Origin of the sequence: Streptomyces sp. MBT65 (assembly GCF_016612545.1) — a bacterium.
GTDB lineage: Bacteria > Actinomycetota > Actinomycetes > Streptomycetales > Streptomycetaceae > Streptomyces.
Map to the genome: position 1 here is coordinate 1 of NZ_JAENRY010000281.1, position 16,899 is coordinate 16,899.

General features: G+C 70.4%; 15 protein-coding genes and 1 pseudogene. 4 read left to right on the forward strand and 12 right to left on the reverse strand.

The features are described from left to right. Together JHN63_RS40535 and pepN are read right to left on the reverse strand one after the other, a co-directional pair. Positions 1-533: pseudogene (locus tag JHN63_RS40535) on the reverse strand (hypothetical protein); the annotation flags it as partial. 229 nt (positions 534-762) lie between these two features. Further along, positions 763-3,360, reverse strand: coding sequence for an aminopeptidase N (gene pepN, locus JHN63_RS40540; RefSeq protein WP_200690121.1), 2,598 nt, complete (start codon positions 3,358-3,360; stop codon positions 763-765). A gap of 147 nt (positions 3,361-3,507) precedes the next feature. On the opposite strand from pepN, the gene JHN63_RS40545 reads away from it, so the two are divergent. Then, positions 3,508-4,158 (forward strand): DsbA family protein, encoded by a 651-nt coding sequence (locus tag JHN63_RS40545; protein ID WP_200690122.1) that lies wholly within the window; start codon positions 3,508-3,510, stop codon positions 4,156-4,158. Positions 4,159-4,202: 44 nt separating this feature from the next. On the opposite strand, the gene JHN63_RS40550 is transcribed toward JHN63_RS40545, so the two are convergent. The 3 genes from JHN63_RS40550 to JHN63_RS40560 all read right to left on the reverse strand — a co-directional run bounded on the left by JHN63_RS40550 (position 4,203) and on the right by JHN63_RS40560 (position 7,084). Then, positions 4,203-4,436 carry a hypothetical protein gene (locus tag JHN63_RS40550; protein ID WP_200690123.1) on the reverse strand — a complete coding sequence of 78 codons (234 nt, stop codon included), beginning with the start codon at positions 4,434-4,436 and terminating at the stop codon, positions 4,203-4,205. Between the two features lie 69 nt (positions 4,437-4,505). Continuing rightward, complete coding sequence (locus JHN63_RS40555; protein ID WP_200690124.1) at positions 4,506-5,927, reverse strand: FGGY-family carbohydrate kinase; 1,422 nt, start codon at positions 5,925-5,927, stop codon at positions 4,506-4,508. A gap of 116 nt (positions 5,928-6,043) precedes the next feature. Continuing rightward, positions 6,044-7,084, reverse strand: a complete 1,041-nt coding sequence (locus JHN63_RS40560; protein ID WP_200690125.1) for a 2-hydroxyacid dehydrogenase — start codon at positions 7,082-7,084, stop codon at positions 6,044-6,046. A 71-nt stretch (positions 7,085-7,155) separates the two neighbouring features. Here JHN63_RS40560 and JHN63_RS40565 point away from each other — a divergent pair, with 71 nt between their 5' ends. The 3 genes from JHN63_RS40565 to JHN63_RS40575 are packed head-to-tail and all read left to right on the forward strand — an operon-like array spanning position 7,156 to position 9,663. Further along, positions 7,156-8,592: an FGGY-family carbohydrate kinase gene (locus JHN63_RS40565; RefSeq protein WP_200690126.1), complete on the forward strand. Its 1,437-nt coding sequence runs from the start codon at positions 7,156-7,158 to the stop codon at positions 8,590-8,592. Further along, positions 8,589-9,194 (forward strand): histidine phosphatase family protein, encoded by a 606-nt coding sequence (locus tag JHN63_RS40570; protein WP_200690127.1) that lies wholly within the window; start codon positions 8,589-8,591, stop codon positions 9,192-9,194. Before JHN63_RS40565 ends, JHN63_RS40570 begins: the two co-directional genes overlap by 4 nt. A gap of 22 nt (positions 9,195-9,216) precedes the next feature. Next, a complete protein-coding gene (locus JHN63_RS40575) occupies positions 9,217-9,663 on the forward strand; it encodes a hypothetical protein (RefSeq protein WP_234478437.1) in 447 nt (148 codons plus the stop codon). Positions 9,664-9,780: 117 nt separating this feature from the next. Here JHN63_RS40575 and JHN63_RS40580 read toward each other — a convergent pair whose 3' ends face one another. The 7 genes from JHN63_RS40580 to JHN63_RS40610 all read right to left on the reverse strand — a co-directional run. Further along, complete coding sequence (locus JHN63_RS40580; RefSeq protein ID WP_200690128.1) at positions 9,781-10,416, reverse strand: superoxide dismutase; 636 nt, start codon at positions 10,414-10,416, stop codon at positions 9,781-9,783. A gap of 77 nt (positions 10,417-10,493) precedes the next feature. Beyond that, positions 10,494-11,396 carry a TauD/TfdA family dioxygenase gene (locus JHN63_RS40585; RefSeq protein WP_200690129.1) on the reverse strand — a complete coding sequence of 301 codons (903 nt, stop codon included), beginning with the start codon at positions 11,394-11,396 and terminating at the stop codon, positions 10,494-10,496. Positions 11,397-11,408: 12 nt separating this feature from the next. Beyond that, positions 11,409-12,743, reverse strand: a complete 1,335-nt coding sequence (locus JHN63_RS40590) for an LLM class flavin-dependent oxidoreductase (protein ID WP_200690130.1) — start codon at positions 12,741-12,743, stop codon at positions 11,409-11,411. A gap of 141 nt (positions 12,744-12,884) precedes the next feature. Further along, the gene (locus tag JHN63_RS40595; protein WP_200690131.1) at positions 12,885-13,601 is read right to left on the reverse strand and encodes an ABC transporter ATP-binding protein; all 717 of its coding nucleotides are present in this window, start codon (positions 13,599-13,601) and stop codon (positions 12,885-12,887) included. Next, positions 13,577-14,434 carry an ABC transporter permease gene (locus JHN63_RS40600; protein WP_200690132.1) on the reverse strand — a complete coding sequence of 286 codons (858 nt, stop codon included), beginning with the start codon at positions 14,432-14,434 and terminating at the stop codon, positions 13,577-13,579. Before JHN63_RS40600 ends, JHN63_RS40595 begins: the two co-directional genes overlap by 25 nt. 5 nt (positions 14,435-14,439) lie before the next feature. Beyond that, the gene (locus tag JHN63_RS40605) at positions 14,440-15,510 is read right to left on the reverse strand and encodes an ABC transporter substrate-binding protein (RefSeq protein WP_200690133.1); all 1,071 of its coding nucleotides are present in this window, start codon (positions 15,508-15,510) and stop codon (positions 14,440-14,442) included. A 214-nt stretch (positions 15,511-15,724) separates the two neighbouring features. Continuing rightward, on the reverse strand, positions 15,725-16,899 hold a 1,175-nt coding region (locus tag JHN63_RS40610), incomplete at its 5' end, for an ROK family transcriptional regulator (RefSeq protein WP_200690134.1).

Below are 16,899 nucleotides of genomic sequence, written 5' to 3' on the forward strand. Positions count from 1 at the left end.
CGTACCGGTGGCCCCGGTGCCGCGTCCGCCAGCGCCCGCGGCACCGGGGCCACCGGTACGCCCTTCACCTGCTGCGGGGTGGGCAGCGCCGCCGTACGCACGACGCGGGCGCAGCCCGTGGAACGGAGCCGGCGCATCCGGGGGACCAGGACGTCGATGTGGTCGAGGGAGGGAAGCTGTCCGGCCGAGGTGAAGCCGTGCAGGGTCAGCGCGGCCAGACCCGTGACCATCGTCTCCGTGTACGTCGGCCGGTGCGGCCCCTCCGCGCCGGGCTGGACCGGGACCCCCGCCGTCCGCTCCCGCGCCGCGTACATCAGCACCGCGTGCAGCCGCTCCTCGCCGGTGGGCGGGCCTGAGTGCAGCAGGACGACGCCGGGGAGGAGCTGCTGCCAGGGGCCGCCGGGGCGGCACTGCTCGTTCACCTCGGCGGCCGGGACACCGTGCGCACGGAGCTGAGCCGTCGTCAGAACCCGGCGGTGCACCTCGGAGAGGTGGCTGAGGGGGCGGGGGGAGAGCGGGGTGTTGTGGTTCATGCAACGGGGTTTCCCGCGCCGGATCCGCTCCCTAACCGCTGTTACACGCCCGTCGACAAATCCAGACAACGCGGTACTAAAGGACAGGCGTTCGGATGCCGAGTAGGCGCCGAAAACCCCTGGTCCGGATGGGGTGGACCAGGGGTTACGGCTGCGATTACCTGTATTCAGTAACGGTCACGCAGAGGTCAACCGCAGGCCAAAGCAGCACCCGACCGTAGGCCAAAGGTCAGCCCTGAGTGCCCCGCCCCTCGTTGTCCGCCGCCTGCGCCCGCAGCGCCCGCGCCAGATCGTCCCGCGACTCCAGCACCAGCCGCCGCAGGGCGGGCGCCGAGCCTTCGTGGGACGTCAGCCACGCGTCCGTCGCCGCCAGCGTCGCCTCCCCGTCCTCGGCCGTCGGGAACGCCGGGAACAGACCCCGCACCACATCCATGCCGATCTGGATCGAGCGCTCCTCCCACACCCGCTCGATCGCCGCGAAGTACTTCTCCGTGTACGGCGCGAGCAACTCCCGCTGCGAGGGCTGCACGAAGCCCGCGATCGTCGCCTCGACCAGCGCGTTGGACAGCGCCTCCGACTCCACGACCTGCGCCCACGCCTGCGCCTTGACGGCCGCCGAGGGGCGGGCGGCGAGCGTGCGGACCTGGTGGCGCTTGCCGGACGCGGTGTCGTCGCGGGCCAGTTCGGCGGCCACCACGGCCGCGTCCGCCGCCCCGTGCGCGGTCAGCGGCTCCAGGAACGCCCAGCGCAGCTCCTGGTCGACCACCAGCCCGTCCACCTTCTCCGTGCCGTCCAACAGGCCCCGCAGCAGCGCCAGTTCGTCCGGCGCCGACGCCACCGACGCGAAGAACCGCGCCCACGCCAGCTGGTGCTCGCTGCCGGGCTCGGCGTCCCGCAGATCCCGCTCCGCGATGTGCGCCAGCAGCTTCGCGCCGGTCTCCCGCCACCACGGCGGCGAGTAGTTGACCAGCGCCGAGTTCGCCCACGCGTGCAGCATCTGAAGGACGCCGATGTCGGTCTCCCGGCGCCCGAACTGCATCACCAGGTCGATGAAGTCGGGCGCGAGCAGCAGCGCGTCCCGCGTCATGTTCCACAGCGCCGACCAGCACAGGGCACGCGCCATCGGGTCGGTGAGCGCGCCGAGTCGCTCCCGCAGGGTCGCCAACGACACCGCGTCGAAACGGGTCTTGGCGTACGTGAGGTCCTCGTCGTTGACGAGCACCAGCTCCGGCGCGTCCGCACCGGCCAGTTCGACCACGACCGTGCGCGGGCCGTCGACGTCCACCTCGGCCCGCTCGTACCGGACGAGACGCTTGTCCTCCGTCCGGTAGAGGCCCACGACCACGCGGTGCGGGCGGAGTTCAGGATGCGACTCGGCCGCGTCCTGAAGCACCGTCAGCTCGGCGATCCGGCCGCCTTCCACGTCCAACACCACTTGCGGAGTAAGGGAGTTGACCCCGGCCGTCTGGAGCCACGACCGCGCCCAGGACGCCATGTCCCGGCCGCTGGTCTCCTCCAGGACCGACAGCAGATCACCGAGGCGCGTGTTGCCGTACGCGTTCCGCTTGAAGTAGCGGCGCGCGCCCTCCAGGAACGCGTCCTGGCCGACGTACGCCACCAACTGCTTGAGTACGGACGCCCCCTTGGCGTACGTGATGCCGTCGAAGTTGAGCTTCGCGTCCTGGAGGTCGCGGATGTCGGCGGTGATCGGGTGCGTGGAGGGGAGCTGGTCCGCGCGGTACGCCCACGCCTTGCGGCGGTTGGCGAAGCTGATCCAGGCGTCGGAGAAGCGGGTCGCGCCGACGCTCGCGAACACCCCCATGAAGTCCGCGAAGGACTCCTTCAGCCACAGGTCGTCCCACCACTCCATGGTGACGAGGTCGCCGAACCACATGTGCGCCATCTCGTGCAGGATCGTGTTCGCCCGCGCCGAGTACGAGGCCTGCGTCACCTTCCCCCGGAAGATGTACTCCTCGCGGAAGGTGACAAGACCCGGGTTCTCCATCGCGCCGAGGTTGTACTCCGGCACGAACGCCTGGTCGTACTTCCCGAACGGGTACGGATAGTCGAAGTGCTCGTGGAAGAAGTCCAGCCCCTGCTTCGTCACCAGGAACACGTCGTCGGAGTCGAAGTACGGCGCCAGGCCCTTGCGGCACATCGCGCCGAGCGGGATCTCCAGCGTCGTACCGTCGGCGAAGGTGCGGGAGTAGGAGTCCGTGACGTAGTGGTACGGGCCCGCGAGGAACGCCGTGATGTACGTCGAGATCGGCTTCGTCTCCGCGAACTTCCATACGCCGTCGGTCAGTTCGCCGACGCCGTTGCTCCACACCGTCCAGCCCTCGGGGGCCCGCACCTCGGCGCGGAACGGCGCCTTGAGGTCCGGCTGCTCGAAGGTGGCGAAGACCCGGCGCGAGTCGGCCGGCTCGTACTGGGTGTAGAGGTAGATCTCGCCGTCCTCGGGGTCGACGAAGCGGTGCATGCCCTCGCCGGTACGGGAGTACGCGCACCGCGCGTCGACGATCAGCTCGTTCTCGGCGGCCAGGTCCTCCAGCTGGATGCGCGAGCCGTCGAAGACCGCGCCCGGGTCGAGGTCCCTGCCGTTGAGCGACACGGCGGTGACGCCCGGCGCGATCAGGTCCGCGAAGCTCGCCGCGCCCGGCTCGGCACAGCGGAACCGGATCGTGGTCACCGACCGGAAGGTCCGCGGTCCCTCACCGGCGTCGTCACCCACCGCCGAGCGCAGGTCGAGGGACACGTCGTACCCGTCGACGGACAGCAGTGCGGCCCGCTCCCGGGCCTCGTCGCGGGACAGATTCTCACCGGGCACGGAGGCACTCCCTCGGATGGTCTTCGCTTGGTCAGCGCTGTGTGGTCAGGGCCGATCCTGCCATGCGCCCCTGACCGCGGGTACCCGGGAATGAGGTGGCGGGAGGCGGTGTTGCGATGAGGAAACGGCCGTATTCCGAGGAGCGTCATGTCTGAGACCGCCAAGACCCCCGTGGACTTCTGGTTCGACCCGCTGTGCCCCTGGGCGTGGATGACCTCCCGGTGGGTGCTGGAGGTCGAGAAGGTCCGGGACATCGAGGTCAGCTGGCACATCATGAGCCTGGCGGTGCTGAACGAGCCCAAGCTCGACGAGCTGCCCGAGGAGTACCGCGAGCTGCTCGCCACCAAGGCCTGGAAGCCGATCCGCGTGGTCACCGCCGCCTGGCAGAAGCACGGCTCGGAGATCCTCGGCCCGCTGTACACCGCGCTCGGCACCCGCATCCACAACAACGGCGAGGGCCCGACCGTCGAGGCGATCGCCGGCGCGCTCGCGGAGGTCGGCCTGCCCGCCGACCTGATCGACTACGCGGACCAGGAGGACTTCGAGTTCGACGCCGAGCTGCGCGCCTCCCACAAGGAGGGCATCGACAAGGTCGGCCAGGACGTCGGCACCCCCGTCATCGCCGTCCCCGGCCCCGACGGCGAGCAGATCGCCTTCTTCGGCCCGGTCGTCACCCCCGCCCCCAAGGGCGAGGAGGCCGCGCGCCTCTGGGACGGCACCGTCGCGGTCGCCTCGGTCCCCGGCTTCTACGAGATCAAGCGCTCGCGCACCAAGGGCCCGGACTTCAGCAACCTGTAAGCACGGCAATCCGTAGGTACGGCAACCTGCGGGCACGGCGGCGCTCACTCCGGGGCGGCGGCCTTCTCCTCACGGAACTTCTCGGGGAGATCGCCGCCGCCTCGCGCGTGGTACGCCGGCTGGTAGCGCACACAGCCCTTGACGGCGCAGCGCCACAGATCCCCCACGTAGTGCCGGGGCCCCTTCTCTTCCCGGACGGCTGCCTTCTCGGCGTCGGCCATCTTCTGGAAGTCCTGCCAACCAAGGCAGTTCGGGCACCACCGTCGAAGCACCGTCATGAACTCCTCCTCGCCACGCACGGGCCAGGCCGGTAGTACACCGCGAATCGCGGGCGCCCGCCCCCGAAATCACCGGCTCCGGTGGCGCGCCGCCGCCAGCCGCGCCAGATGGTCCTCGAACCCCTTCGCGTAGTACGCCGCCCGTCCCGCGTCCGGCTCGACGACCTCCGTCGGCCGGGTCCAGGCCCCCGCGTCCAGCGGAACCCCGTACCGCTCGGCCGCCGCGAGGACCGCGCCCCGCGCCCCCACCTCTCCCTCGACCACGCGCAACGGCCGCCCCAGCACATCCGCGAGCAGCCGCATCCAGGCGGGGCTGCGCGTCCCGCCGCCGCACACGGCCAGCGAACCCGTCAGCCCGGCCGCCTCGAGACAGTGCCGGGCCGCGTAACCGATGCCCTCGCAGGTCGCGCGGATCAGGTCGGCGGGCGTCGACTCCAGGGAGACACCGGTCAGTTCGGCGCGGAGCCGGGGTTCGACGAAGGGCGCGCGCTCGCCGGACGGCGCGAAGTACGGCAGCACCCGCACCCCGTTCGCCCCGGCCGGGGTCGCCGCGAGCAGCGCGTCCACCTCCTCGTGCCGGACGCCCGTCGTCGACAGCACCCAGTCCAGGGCCGCCGTACCGACCATCGCCGGCATGGCCCGCAGCCAGTGCCCCGGCCGGTCGAGCGAGATGTACAGACCGGCCGGTTCGCCGCTCAGATCCAGATCGGTCGTCGCGACCAGACTGGCGAGACACGTCCCGACGATGAGCAGCCCGTCGCCGGGTTCCGTCACGCCCGCGCCGAGGGCGCAGGCGGGCAGGTCGTACGGCCCGTTCGCGATCCGGGTGCCCGCAGGCAGCCCCTCGCCGCGCGTCTCGGCCGTCGCGACCGGGTCGCTGACCGGGGCCAGCAGCCCGCGGCGCCGGGTCAGACCGAGAAGCTCGACGACACCGTTGTCGTACGACCGCGTCCTGGGGTCGAGGAACGGCATCGACGCGTCCGAGACATCGGTCGTGGCCGGTGCCCCCGTGAGCCGCCGGAAGACCATGTCCTTGCAGTACAGGGCGTGCCGCGCCGCGTCCAGCGCCTTCGGCTCGTGCGCCTCGAACCAGGCCAGCAACGGCCCCGGACACCCCGGGAACATCGCGCTCCCCGTCCGCCGGAACACCGTCTCGAAGGTCCCGTCCGCCAGCCACCGGTCGAGCAGTTCATGTGCCCGCCCGTCCATCCAGGACGCGGCCGCCCGCACCGGCCGCCCCTCCGCGTCCACCAGCCAGACACCGTCGCCCTGCCCGGTGAGCCCGGCGAGTTCGACCGGCTCGGCGGTGTCCGCCGTGAGTTCGTCGAGTACGGCGACCACCGCGGCGTAGACCTCGTCCATGTCCTGCTCGACGAACCCACCGTGCATCGACAGCCCCACCGGGCGGGTGGCCACGGCGAGTTGGCGACCGGAGCCGTCGAAGGCGGCGGCTTTGACGGTGGATGTGCCTACGTCGATCCCGACGTACATAAGACCTCCTCGGAGTTGGTGACGATCCTCAGGTCAGGCTGTGCCCGAGCGGCTCCCGACGCGCGCACCTCTTTTGGTTCGGTCGACGCGTGGGGACAGACCGACTTGGTGGGCCCTCAGCGGAGTTGGTGGGCGAGAGGCTCCCCGCGTGCCCAATGGCCTACTTCACTTGCCGCTATTCGTGCTGCCTTCTCCGCCACCGCGCGGGAGGCGCCGCCCAGGTGGGGAGTGAGGACCAGCCGGTCGTTGAAGCCGAACAGACGCGAACCGGCGGGCAACGGCTCGTGCGCGTACGTGTCCAGGGCCGCCGCCGACACCTGCCCGCTCTCCAGTGCCTCGCACAACGCGTCCTCGTCCAGCAACGGGCCCCGCGCCACATTCACCACCACCGCGCCGGGCCGCAGCAGCGCCAGCTCGCGGGCGCCGATCAGGCCACGGGTCTCGGAGGTCAACCGGGCGTGCAGGGTGATGACTTGGGAGCGGCGGAGGAGTTCGTCCAGCGCCGTGACGCGCAGTCCGTGGATCTCGCCGTGCACATAAGGGTCGTACACCATCACGCGGGCGCCGAACGCGCAGAGGACGCGGGCGACCCGGCTGCCGACGGCCCCGTACCCGACGAGCCCGACCGGCAGATCCTCCAGCTCCAACCCACTCCGTTCATACGTGTAATAGGCGGCGCCCGCCTCCCAACTGCCCTGCCCGGCAAGGAGTTCATGCGCCTGCGGGATGCGGCGGAGTGCGGCCAGCATCATCCCCACGGTGAACTCGGCGGTCGCGGCGGCGTTGCGGCCGGGCGCGAAGCACACCCGTACGTCGTGGGTCTTCGCCGCGTCGAGGTTGACGTTCACGGGCCCGCCCCGGCACACGACGACCAGCCGCAGCTCCGGACAGGCGTCCAGCACGCGCTCGGTGACCGGCCCCATCTGGGTGACCAGCACCGGCGCACCGGTGCTACGCAGGGCGTCGATCACCTCGTCCTCGGCATCGCTCGCCTCCTCCACCTCGGCCACGGCGCCGAAAGGCTCCAGGGGCCAGCCGAGCTTCAACTCGCTTACGGCGAAAGGGTGTTCGCGCAGTTCCTCGGCGATCGCGGAGGTGATCAGCGACGGCAGGACGAAATGGTCACCGGCGGCGACGACACGCAGGGTCTCGGTCATCGTGGGGCTCCCTCCCTCTTTGCCACGATGAACGGGGAATGCCGAATGCGTAACCCCTGTGGGAGGTCCGGATGATGTTCGAGGGTGACGGCGGGGCGTGGCTGGGCATCGACCTGGGCACGCAGAGCGTCCGCGCGCTGCTGGTCACCGGCGACGGGCGGGTCCTCGGCGCCGGTGCCGCCCCACTGACCGGCCAGCGGGACGGCACCCGCCACGAACAGGACCCGGAGGAGTGGTGGAAGGCGGTGTGCACCGCGTCCCGGGCCGCCCTGACGGGACAGCGGTCCCTACGGCTCGGTGGGCTCGCGGTGTGCGGCACCTCCGGGACCGTCCTGCTGACGGACCCCGAAGGCCGCCCGCTCACACCGGCGTTGATGTACGACGACGGGCGTGCGGCGCCGGAGGCGGCGCGGGTCGGCACGCAACCGAGCTGGGCGCTGCCGAAGGCGCTGTGGCTGTTGGAGGCGTACGGGAGGGGGCGGATCACCCATCAACCCGACGTGATCACCGCCCGGTTGACGGGCGGAACGACGATCCCGACCGACTCCAGCCACGCCCTGAAGACGGGCTACGACGCGGAGCACGAGGCGTGGCCACCCCAACTGGCCCACCTGGGTGAGGTGTTGCCGGAGGTGGTCCGGCCCGGCACCCGGCTGGGAGAGGTGTCCCGGGCTGCCGCCGAAGCGACCGGCATCCCCGCCGGTACCCCGGTCGTCGCGGGGATGACGGACGGCTGCGCGGCCCAGATCGCGTCCGGCGCGCTGCGCGTCGGCGCGTGGAACTCGGTGCTCGGCACCACACTGGTCCTCAAGGGCGCGTCCGCTAGGCCCGTCCGGGACGACGCCGGGGTGGTCTACAACCACCGCGCACCGGACGGGAGTTGGCTGCCGGGCGGGGCGTCGAGCGTGGGCGCGGGGGCGCTGCCGACGGGGGCGGACCCGGCGGAGATGGACAGCCGGGCGGCCGACCACGAACCGTCGGGCGTCCTCACGTACCCCCTCTCCTCTCCAGGTGAACGCTTCCCCTTCCTGGCCCCGGAGGCGACGGCCTTCACGCTCGGCACCCCGGCCTCCGAGGCGGACCGCTGGGCGGCGGTGCTCCAGGGCGTGGCGTTCACCGAGCGCCTGTGCCTCGACTACCTGCACTACCTGGGCGCGCCGATAGACGGCCCGCTCACCTTCACGGGCGGCGCGGCCCGCAGCGCGTACTGGAACCAGCTCCGCGCCGACGTCCTCGGCCGCCCGGCCCGGGTACCGGAACAGATCGAACCGGCCCTGGGAATGGCGGTGTTGGCGGCGTACGGCACAGGGGCCACTGCCTCGCTCGTCGAGGCGGCCGACCGCATGGTCCGTATCCGCACGGTCCTCGAACCCCGCGCGTCCCGTACGGCGCGCTTCGTCGAGCCGTACGCTCGCCTGGTGGACGAACTGGAGACCCGAGGCTGGCTGCCGACCCCGCTCGCGACCCACACCCGCACCCGCCTGAACCAGAAAGCCGCCGACTCATGAGCACCACCCTCCTGCTGGCCCGCCACGGCCAGACCGTCTGGCACGCCGAGAACCGCTACGCCGGCATCAGCGACGTGGCCCTGACGGACACGGGCGTCGCACAGGCGGAGGCCCTGGGCCGCTGGGCGGCGGCGCACCCGGTCGACGCGATCTGGACGTCCCCCCTGTCCCGAGCCGTCCGCACGGCGGCCCCCGCCGCCCGCGCCCTGAACCTCACCCCGCACACCGAACCCGCCCTGATCGAATGCGACTTCGGGGTGATGGAGGGCCGCACGCTCGCGGAATTCGAGGCGGAGCACCCGAAGGCGGCGCAGGCCTTCCGCACCGACCCGGTGACTCACGCCTTCCCCGGCGCCGAGGACCCGACAGCAGCGGCAACCCGCGGCACGGCGGCCCTGCACCACATCGCCACCACCCACCCCGACCAACGCGTCCTGATCGTCGCCCACAACAGCCTGCTGCGGCTGGTGCTGTGCCGGTTGCTGGGGATTCCGCTCAGCGAGTACCGCCGTGTCTTCCCGCAGTTGCGCAACGCTGCGGTGTCCGAGATGCGGATGGCGCCGGGTGAGACCGCATTGCTGTCACTTAACGTGCCTGTGTGACCGACGGCCGAAAAGGGTGGGGATGATGGGGCAGGAGAAGCAGGCGGCACGGCGTTCCGCGGGGACGGAAACCGGGGTGGACGTGCTGCTGCGCTGGACGTGGATCCGGCGGCGTACGCCCGCGCAGGACGTCGAGGACTTCAGGAACGGGCAGGCGCTGCTTGTCGCGGGGTTCACGAAGAGCATCGGTGGGGCGGCGATGTCCTCGGTCGGCAAGGGCAAGCAGATCGCGCGCGTCAGATCGGGACTGCTGCGCCTTGCCGCGGGCGAGGAACCGGTGTGGACGGACCGGCGGGGAGACCGGACCGCGAGCCTGAGACCGCCCTTCTCCCTCAAGCCCACCGGTGTGAAGCTGCCGCTGGGGCCGAAGTTCGAGCGCTACGAACTCGTCACCGCCGACGGCACGTTCGACCTGGCGCTGCCCAAGAAGGACCGGGAACTCGTGCGGTGCGCCTTCGAGGCGCAGTGAGACGAGGAGGGCCCCCGCGAGTCACGTCCTCGCGGGGGCCCTCCCTTCCATCGCCTGCCTGAGTGAGCGGTGAGAAGACGATCACGAGGCAGGACGTTCTGTAGAGGTTGGCGGAGATCAGGCCGACAGGATCGTCTGCCGGGACCTCGCCGCCTCGTAACGTCGCGCCACGTCCTGCCAGTTGACGACCGCCCACATCGCGTCGATGAAGTCGACCTTCTGGTTCTTGTACTGGAGGTAGAAGGCGTGCTCCCAGGCGTCGAAGACGAGGAGGGGGGTCGACCCCTGTCCGACGTTGCCCTGGTGGTCGTAGACCTGCTCGACGATGAGCCGGCCGCTCAGCGGCTCGTACGCGAGCACGCCCCAGCCTGAACCCTGGGTCGTCGCGGCGGCCTTGGTGAGTTGGGCCTTGAAGCCGGCGAAGGAGCCGAAGGACTCGGAGATCGCGTCCGCCAACTCGCCCACGCCGTCGGCTTCCAGGGGCTCGCCGCCGCCGTCGCCGGTCATGTTGTGCCAGTAGATGCTGTGCAGGATGTGCCCGGAGAGATGGAACGCCAGACTCTTCTCCAGGCCGTTGACCGAACCCCACGACTCCTTGTCGCGCGCCTCCGCCAGCTGCTCCAGCGTGTCGTTCGCACCCTTCACGTACGCCGCGTGGTGCTTGTCGTGGTGCAGCTCGATGATCTCGGGGCTGATCACGGGGGCGAGCGCGGAGTAGTCGTAGGGCAGGTCGGGCAGCGTGTAGACGGGCATGACGGATCGATCCCCTCCGGACCTCTTGTTGCACATCACTTGCAACTACAACCTAGCAGCGAAAAGGCTCCGTGTGGCTACTCCGCGACCGATGTGTAGTGCGACGCGTCGCCCTCGATCGAGTAGCTCTCCTTGCCCTCGATGCCGACCGGGATGTCACCGGCGATGGTCACGCGGTTGAGGCGGCGGGGCTGGTCGTCGTAGTTGTCGATGGCGTAGTGCTGGGTGATGCGGTTGTCGAAGAGGACGAGCTGGTTCGGGGACCAGCGGTGGCGCAGGACGTTCTCGGGGCGGGTGACGTACGCCTGGAGGAGGTCGAGGATCTTGCGGGACTCGCCCGTCGACAGGCCTGCGATCCGTTGCGCGAACCCGCCTATGAACAGGCCGCGTTCGCCGGTCAGCGGGTGGACGCGGACGACCGGGTGGACCGTGCGGAACTTGATGGACGTGAACTGGGCGCGCTGGGCGGCCTTTTCGTCGTCGATCTCCTCGTCCGGTACGGCGTAGTCGTAGTCGTTGGTGTGCTCGGCCCAGAGGGTGTCCGCGAGGGCGCGGAGGGGTTCGGGCAGATCGCGGTAGGCCGCCGCCGAACTGGCGATCAGGGTCTCGCCGCCGTACGGCGGGACCGTGATGGAGCGCAGGGTGCTGGCCTGGGGCGGGTTGAGGACGAAGGTGACGTCGGTGTGCCAGTGGTTGGCCCGGCCGCGTTCGCTGTCGACGGGCAGCACGTTCGGGGCGCCGTCGACGGCGGGCACGGTGGGGTGGGCGGTGGTGAGGTCGCCGAAGTGGCGGGCGAAGGCCTCCTGGCCCTCGTCGTCGAGGTGGACGTCGTCGAACACCAGCGCCTTGTGGACGTTGAGGGCCTCGCGGATCGCCGCGACCTGCTCGGCGTCGAGGGGCTTGTTGATGTCGACGCCGGACACACGGACGCCGATGTGCGCGGTGACCTTCTGGATCTCGATCTCGGTCTCGATGGACATGGTGAAGTCCCTTCAGGCAAAGGCGGGTTGGGCGTACTGGTTGGCGGGGCGGGGGAGGCCGTAGCGCTCCCGGAGGGTGGTGCGCGGGCCGTACTCCGTGCGGAGCAGACCGCGGGCGCGGAGGAGCGGGACGACCTGGTCGACGAAGGCGTCGAGGCCCGAGGGGAGGACCGCGGGCATGATGTTGAAGCCGTCGGCGGCACCCTGCGTGAACCAGGACTCGATCTCGTCGGCGACCTGTTCCGGCGTACCGGCGAAGGTGAGATGCCCACGTCCGCCACCGAGTCGGCCGATCAACTGCCGTACGGTCAGCCGGTCCCGGCGGGCGAGTTCGACGACGAGGGTGTAGCGGCTCTTGGCACCCTCGATGGAGTCCTCGGGAGGAAGATCGGCGGGGAGTTGGGCATCCAACTCAAGGGTGGCGGGTGGTAGTTGGAGAAGCCGCTCCAGGCGGTCCACTCCGTGCGTGTACACGATGTGGTCTTCCAGCAGCCGCTCGTTCGCGCGGGCCTCGGCCTCCGTCCCGCCGAGCACCGGGACGATGCCGGGCAGCACCTTGATGTGCTCGGGGTCCCGACCTGCCGCCGTCGTACGGGACTTGAGGTCCCGGTAGAAGTCCTGGGCGTCGGCGGGGGTCTGCTGCGCGGTGAACACCGCCTCCGCGTACCGGGCGGCGAACGCCTTGCCGTCCTCGCTCGAACCGGCCTGCACGAGCAGCGGGTAACCCTGGGGTGAGCGGGGCACGTTGAGGGCGCCCTCGACGCTGAAGTACGTCCCCTGGTGGTGCGGCGGGTGGATCTTCGTGTCGTCGCCCCACACCCCGGCCGCCTTGTCGGCGACGATCGCGTCGTCCTCCCAGCTGTCCCAGAGCTTCAGCGCCACATCGAGGAACTCGGCGGCCCGCGCGTACCGTTCGGCGTGCGCCGGCTCGTGCGCCAGCCCGAAGTTGCGGGCGGCCTCGGCCCCGGCGGTCGTGACGATGTTCCAACCGGCCCGACCGCCACTGATGATGTCGAGCGAGGCGAACTTGCGGGCCAGGTTGTAGGGGGAGTTGTAGGACGTGGATGCGGTGGCGATCAGGCCTATGTGCTCGGTCGCCGTCGCGAGTGCGGTGAGCAGGGTGAGCGGTTCCAGGGCGCCTGCCGGGCGCTGGGCCAGGTTGCTCCACAACTGCGGCCCGTCGGCGAGAAAGAGGGAGTCGAAGGTGCCGCGCTCTGCGATCCGGGCGAGGTGTGTGTAGTGGTCCAGTTCGACGTGGGCGTAGGGGTTGCTTTCCGGGAGGCGCCAGGAGGCCTCGTGATGGCCGGTGTTCATGAGGAAGGCGTTCAGGTGGAGTTGGCGGGGCATGCCAGGTCCTTTGGGTGAGTGTTCCGGTGCCTTTCAACGCGGGCGGCATAAATCAGCCCGTCCGGCGTTTGAGGACGAGGCCCCTTCAGGGCCGATGGGGGTCTGGGGGCGCAGCCCCCAGGCGGGGCGCGCAGCCGACGGTCACCGCGAATCCGACGTCACACCGAGCGCCGCCAACAACCGTTCCCGATACTCCGCACGCGGCACCTCCGGATCGATGGCCAGGTCCAGCCCGATCCGCCCCTCCTCCAGCACAAGAACCCGATCCGCAAGCACGATCGCCTCGTCCACGTCATGCGTGACCAGCAACACCGAGGGCCGATGCCGCTCCCACAGCTCGCGCAGCAACACGTGCATCCGGATGCGAGTCAGGGCATCCAGCGCGCCGAACGGCTCGTCCGCCAGCAGGAGTTCGGGCTCACGCACCAGCGAGCGGGCGAGGGCGGCCCGCTGCGCCTCCCCGCCGGACAACTCGTTCGGCCAGGCCCGCTCACGGCCGGCGAGGCCCACCTCGGCAAGGGCCTCGCGCCCCTTCGCGGCGGCCTCCTTGCCCTCCGCCCCCAGCAGTACGTTGTCCAGCACCCGCCGCCAGGGCAGCAGCCGGGAGTCCTGGAACACCACCGACACCCGTTCGGGCGCGGTGAGTTGGCCACTCCCGACCACCTCGTGGTCGAGCCCCGCGATGGCCCGCAGCAACGTGCTCTTGCCGGACCCGCTGTGCCCGAGCAGCGCGGTGAACTGTCCGGCGGGCAGGTCGAGGTCGATGTGGTCGAGGACCGTACGGCCGTCGAACGACCTTGTGAGGCCCCGGAGTTGGACGGTGGGGGCGACGGTCAGCTGCTGAGTGTGCGGCGCCATGACAGCACCCTCCGTTCGACGAGACGGACCGCGCTGTCGGAGACCAGACCGAACACGCCGTAGATCAGCAGGCCGACGAGGATGACGTCCGACTGGCCGTAGTTCTGGGCCTGGAACATCATGTAGCCGAGGCCGCTGGTGGCGTTGATCTGCTCCAGGACCACCAGGCTCAGCCAGGAGCCGGTCACCCCGAGGCGCAGGCCCACGAAGAAGCCGGGCAGGGCGCCGGGGATGACGATCTGGCGGATGAACTGGAGCCTCGACAGGCCCTGGACCTCGGCCAGTTCGACATAGCGGTGGTCGATGCCGGACAGCGCGGCATGCAGGTTGAGGTAGATCGGGATGTAGACGACGATCGCGATGATGGCGACCTTGAAGGTCTCGCCGATGCCCAGCCAGAGGATGAACAGCGGGATGAGGCCGAGGGTCGGGATCGCCCGGTTGAGCTGCACGGTCCCGTCGATCAGCGCCTCGCCGACCCGGCTCAGCCCGGCGGCCAGCGCGAGGACGACACCCGCGGTGAGACCGAGCGCGAAGCCGTAGGCGGCGCGTTCCAGCGAGGTCAGCACGTCCGTGGGCAGTGTGCCGGACGTCCACAGCCGGCCGGCGGTCCGCAGTACCGTCCAGGGCGCCGGGATCGCCGCCGGGTCCAACTGCCCGGCGGCGGAGGCGAGGGCCCACAGGGCGAAGAACAGCGCGGGGCCGATGACCCGGGAGGCGGGCAGCCGTTTGCCGGGGGCGAGACCGCGGCGCCGCCCGCGCCGCCGTACGGCCGACTTCTCCTCAACGGCCGTCACCGGCACGCTGGTTGCAGTGGTCGTCGAGGTCGTCATGGCCGTCACTTCCGGTACTCCGCCGGTACGGCCCTCGCCGCGACGGCCTCGAAGCGCCGGTCGAAGAGCGAGTCCACCTTGAACTCCTTCACGAAGCCGCCCTCCGCGAGCAGATCGGCGGTCTCCTGCTCCCACTTCACGGCCTCGTCCCAACTCGGCGGGAACAAGGGCTTGTTGGCCAGCGCGGTGACCGACTGCGCCTGTGCGAGGGTCAGGTTCTGCGTCTTGACGTAGAACTCCTCGTTCCAGGTGTCCGGGTGCTCGTACTGCCAGACCTGCCCCTGCGCCCACTGCGGGATGTACGCGGCGATCGCGGCCGCCTTCGCCGGGTCGGCCAGCACGGCGGCCGGCGCCCACAGCAGGTTCAGCAGGTCTACGACGTCGGTGGTGATCGCGCGGGCGCCCTTCGCCTCGTACTGCTTGAGGTATGCGGGTGCCTGGCTGTTGGCGAGCGGGGCGATGTCGACCTGGCCCGACTGGAGGGCCGTGAAGAACTGGTTGCTGGTCAGCGGGACCAGCTTCACCTCGTCGTACTTCAGGCCCGCCTCCTTCAACGCCCGTAGCAGGACGACGCCTTGGGCCTGGCCCTGCGAGAACGCCAGCTTCTTGCCCTTGAAGTCGGCGACGGAGTGGATGTCGCTGCCGGGCTTGGTGGCGAAGAGGTAGTTGGGCTTACGAGTGATGTTGATCGCGACGATCTTCGCGTCGAAGCCCTGGTAGTGCGCCTGGATCGGCGGGATGCCCGCGTTGTTGGCGAGGTCCAGTGACTTGGCGCGGAACGCGTTGATGACATCGGGACCGGCCCCGATGTTCACCCAACTCGACACGGTGAACGGCAACTTGGGCAACTTCGCCAGCTTGAACTGGAGTTGCTGGGTGTTGAGGTACGAGGAGATCTTCAGGCTCGTGCCGGACGGCACCTTCTCGGCGAGCGGGGCGGACAGACCGGCCCCGGACTTGGCGGTCGCGGCACTGCTCGTGGCACAGCCGCTGAGACCGGCGATGCCCGCGGCGGCACCGAACACCGAGGTGAGGAAGAGTCGCCGGTCGACACCGGGCGCACGGGAATGAGGCATGGGAGTACTCCCTGATCAAAAGTCGCGGGAACGCGGGAATGCGCGCTGAATTCACGGCAGAGGAAAGCCGGAGAAAGAAATGCGGGCAGGATGAGACCGGCGCCGGGGGCGCGTCAACGGGTCAGCAACAAGAAGTGCGACAACTCATCTGCAGGCTCATGACCAGGATGTTCCCGGCCATGAGCGCCCCCTGTCAACATTCCGAGTTTCTGAATTAAATAGTCGCCGGTGAAACGCTCAACGGATCCCGGTACAGCACGTCCAGCAGCACCGAACCGCCCGCCACCGCCAGCACGGAATCCGGGAAACTCGTCGGCACGACGGCCGACGCCCGCTCGTCACCGACCTCCTCGCGCAGCGCGCGCAGGCAGTCCTCCCGCCGCATCACCCCCAGCTCGGTGACGACCACCGTCTCCGGGTTGAGGATGTCGAGCAGCAGCCCGGCCGCCCGCCCGACCATTCGCGCCCGCTGCGTCAACAGCCGTACGGCGAGCGGGTTTCCGCCGTCGGCCACGGCCACGAGATGGGTCGGGTTCACCCCGTCGATGAGCCCCGCCTCCCGGGCCCGCCGGCACAACGTCCGTTCGCTCAGCTCGACTTGGAGGCAGCCGACGCGCCCGCAGCCGCACGGTTCCGTACCGCCGCGTAACGGCAGATGCGCGATCGCCCCGGCCTGGGACCGAGGCCCGTGGTGCACCTCGTCGTTGGTGGCGAAGGCCGCGTCGACCACATTGCCCACGAAGAGATGCAGCACGCTACGGCTGCCGCGGGCCGCCCGCCCGAACAGGCGCTCCGCGTTCACCAACGCCCGTGCGTGGCCGTCGACATGGACCGGGAGCCCGGTTCGGGCGCCGAGGATCTCGCGCACCGGCACCTCCCGCCAGCCGAGCAGCGGATGTTCGACGATGGTCCCGGAGTCCCGGTCGACCCAGCCGCCGGCGGCCACGCCGACGCCGAGCGGGATGGTTCCGGGTGCCTCCGCGAACAGCGCGCCCAGACCGTCGGCGGCCCGGGTCAGTACCCGGGACGGATCGGTGCTGTCGTGCCCGATCCGCCGCTCGGCCACCACCCGGCCCCGCAGATCGAGCAGGGCGACCGTCGTGTAGGGGACGGCCACATGGACTCCGCCCACCACGAACCGCGATGCGTCCAGGTCGACGGGCACATGGGGGCGGCCCACACCGTTGGACCGTTGAGGTGTGGCGGACTCGTGGATCAGCCCCAGCTCGGTGAAGCGGGCGCAGTAGTCGGTCACCGACGCGGGGGACAGACCGGTCAGCCGGGCGATCGTGGAGCGGGCCACCGGCCCGTGCTCCAGCACCGAGCGCAGGATGACACTCGCGTTGGTACGCCGCCGGTCGCTGTCGGCGGCGTACCAACGCGAGTGTC